General features: G+C 31.7%; 2 protein-coding genes. Both read left to right on the top strand.

The features are described from left to right. A partial coding sequence (locus U9R42_09630; GenBank protein ID MEA3496282.1) for a hypothetical protein occupies positions 1 to 225 on the top strand: 225 nt, incomplete at its 5' end. Between the two features lie 376 nt (positions 226 to 601). Then, positions 602 to 2,368, top strand: a complete 1,767-nt coding sequence (locus U9R42_09635) for a transposase (GenBank protein ID MEA3496283.1) — start codon at positions 602 to 604, stop codon at positions 2,366 to 2,368. The last annotated feature ends 92 nt before the right edge of the window (positions 2,369 to 2,460 follow it).

Below are 2,460 nucleotides of genomic sequence, written 5' to 3' on the forward strand. Positions count from 1 at the left end.
CTCACTCTTCTAAATATATTTTTTGGCGGTAAGCTTGCATTTTTTATTCCCGGACAAAAAGAAAAACAAATCATCAGGATTTCGGAATATAACCAATGGTGGCGCAAAGAACTGATCTTCACAAATCAGGTTTCAGGAATAGCAACTGTTTATGTCCACATAGGCTATGGTAATGTGGCTTCAACAGGGGACTTTACAAATATTCGACTTGAGGAAATAAAATAAAATAAAATGGGGTCAGGCACTCACTATTATCATAACAATAAAGAATGGGGTCAGGCACTAACTATCATAACTATAGATTTTCACGGAATAGTTATACCCTAAACTAAAATTTAAAAAAATATAAATTCTTTTATTTATTGCGACTAATAAAGACCGCAATATTTTTTTGTCCGAAAGAATTAAGGGTATATTATACTATTGTTTTATATTACATCTTTTGCATAATATTTAAAAATAATATTATAGATAGCCTAAACCCTTTATTTGTCGCATTTCTTTGCAATTATCAAGCCAGGCTTGACTTTTTTGCGTAATTGGTATATAATACTTACACGGAAAGAATATACCCTAATTATTAACTTTAACTTTTATTGTCATGAAACCTGAAACATATTTCGATTCTTTAGAAAATCAAACGCATAAACAATATGAAGCACTTCGTTCTTTCTTTGGCGAAAAACTTCCGGCAGATGTTTGCGCGAAAAAATTCGGTTATAAATTAAATGCTTTTTATTCTTTAACCAAAAACTTTAGAGACCAAATGAAAAACTGGGATTCCGGCGATGTTGATCCCTTTTTTTTATTGAAACGACCAGGGAGAAAACCAAAAGATAAAACCGGTTCGATGAAAGATAAAATTTTGAATTTGAGAAAACAATATTATTCTGTACCACAGATTAAAACAATATTAGACGCTCAAAATATTTGCGTATCGCAACGATATATTTCTACAATTACTACTCATGCCGGTTTTGCCAGATTACCACGAAGAAGTAAAGCGACTCGTAAAGAAATTAATACCAACGCAATAGAAAAATTAGAAGCACCCAAAAGCAAAAAAATATCAGAAAAAAAGGATGCTTTCAATTCCGGGAACGCCGGAATCCTTGTGATGTTACTTCTTATTCGTCATTTTGGAATTGATAAAATTATTGAAAATTCAAGTTTTCCTGAAACAAAATCAATTGACAGAGCACAATCAATATTAAGTTTTTTGGCGCTGAAATTATCAAATATCCGTCGTTACGTCGCTGATGATTTATGGTGTATGGATAGAGGAATGGGACTTTTTGCCGGTCTTACAACTTTGCCTAAAACTGCCTGGTTTACTTCTTATTCTCATCGTGTAACACGCAAAATGAATAAATCATTTTTACAGGAAATGCATAAATTATGGAAACAAAAAGGATTATTATCCGATACTGTTAATTTAGATTTTACCACTATTCCTTATTGGGGAGATGACAGTCAATTTGAAAATAACTGGTCGGGAACAAGAGGCAAAGCACTCGCCGGGATGCTTGCGGTTATCGCTCAAGACCCGGAAACAGGAATTATAAATTATGGAGACGCCGGAATAAGACATAAAAATAAAAACAATGCGGTTCTGGAATTTTTAGATTTTTATCGTAATAAAATGGAGACAGATAAAACTGACAAATTAAGGTATTTAATTTTTGACAGCAAATTTACTATATACGAAAATTTAAGAAAGCTTGAAGATGCCGGTATAAAGTTTATTACGATTCAAAGGCGCGGCAAAAAAGTTGTGGATAAATTAAATTCATTGCCAAAGTTGTCATGGAAAAAAGTTAAAGTAATGTGTGCGAACGGCAAAGGAAGAATTTTAAAAGTTTATGAAGAAGAAATTTTTCTTGATAAATATGGGAAAAAAATCAGACGTATTGCAATAACCGGACATGGGAAAATAAAACCTGCACTAATTATCACGAATGACCTGGAAGAAAAGACAAAAGAAATAGTAAGAAAATATTGTCAAAGATGGATAGTAGAAAAGGGAATAAGCGAACAATTAGACTTTTATCATTTTAACAGAGTATCATCGTCAATGGTAATTAAAGTTGACTTTGATTTTACGATGAGTATTTTAGCACATAATTTGTATCGGTTGTCGGCACAAATGTTAGAAGGATTTTCACATCAGGCAGATGTAACTTTATATGAGAAGTTTTTTGAGAATAGCGGAATGATTGAAATAAATGAAAAAGAAATAAAAGTTAAATTAAAAAAGAAAAGAAATTTACCATTAGTGTTGAATATGATAAATGAGGTGTCGGGAAAGAAAAATATTCCATGGCTTTTTAATCGACAACTATCAATTGAAGGAGCTACAATAAGTTAATTTTAGGGGTAATTTTGTGCCGTGAAAATCTATGGGAAATGCATAAATTATGGAAACAAAAAGGATTGTTATCCGATACTGTTAATTTAGAT

The sequence above is a fragment of the Bacteroidota bacterium genome (assembly GCA_034723125.1).
Lineage (GTDB): Bacteria > Bacteroidota > Bacteroidia > CAILMK01 > JAAYUY01 > JAYEOP01.

Coding starts and splice junctions, on each gene's coding strand:
- U9R42_09635 (MEA3496283.1), top strand. CDS start 602: ATGAAACCTGAAACATATTTCGATTCTTTAGAAAATCAAACGCATAAA.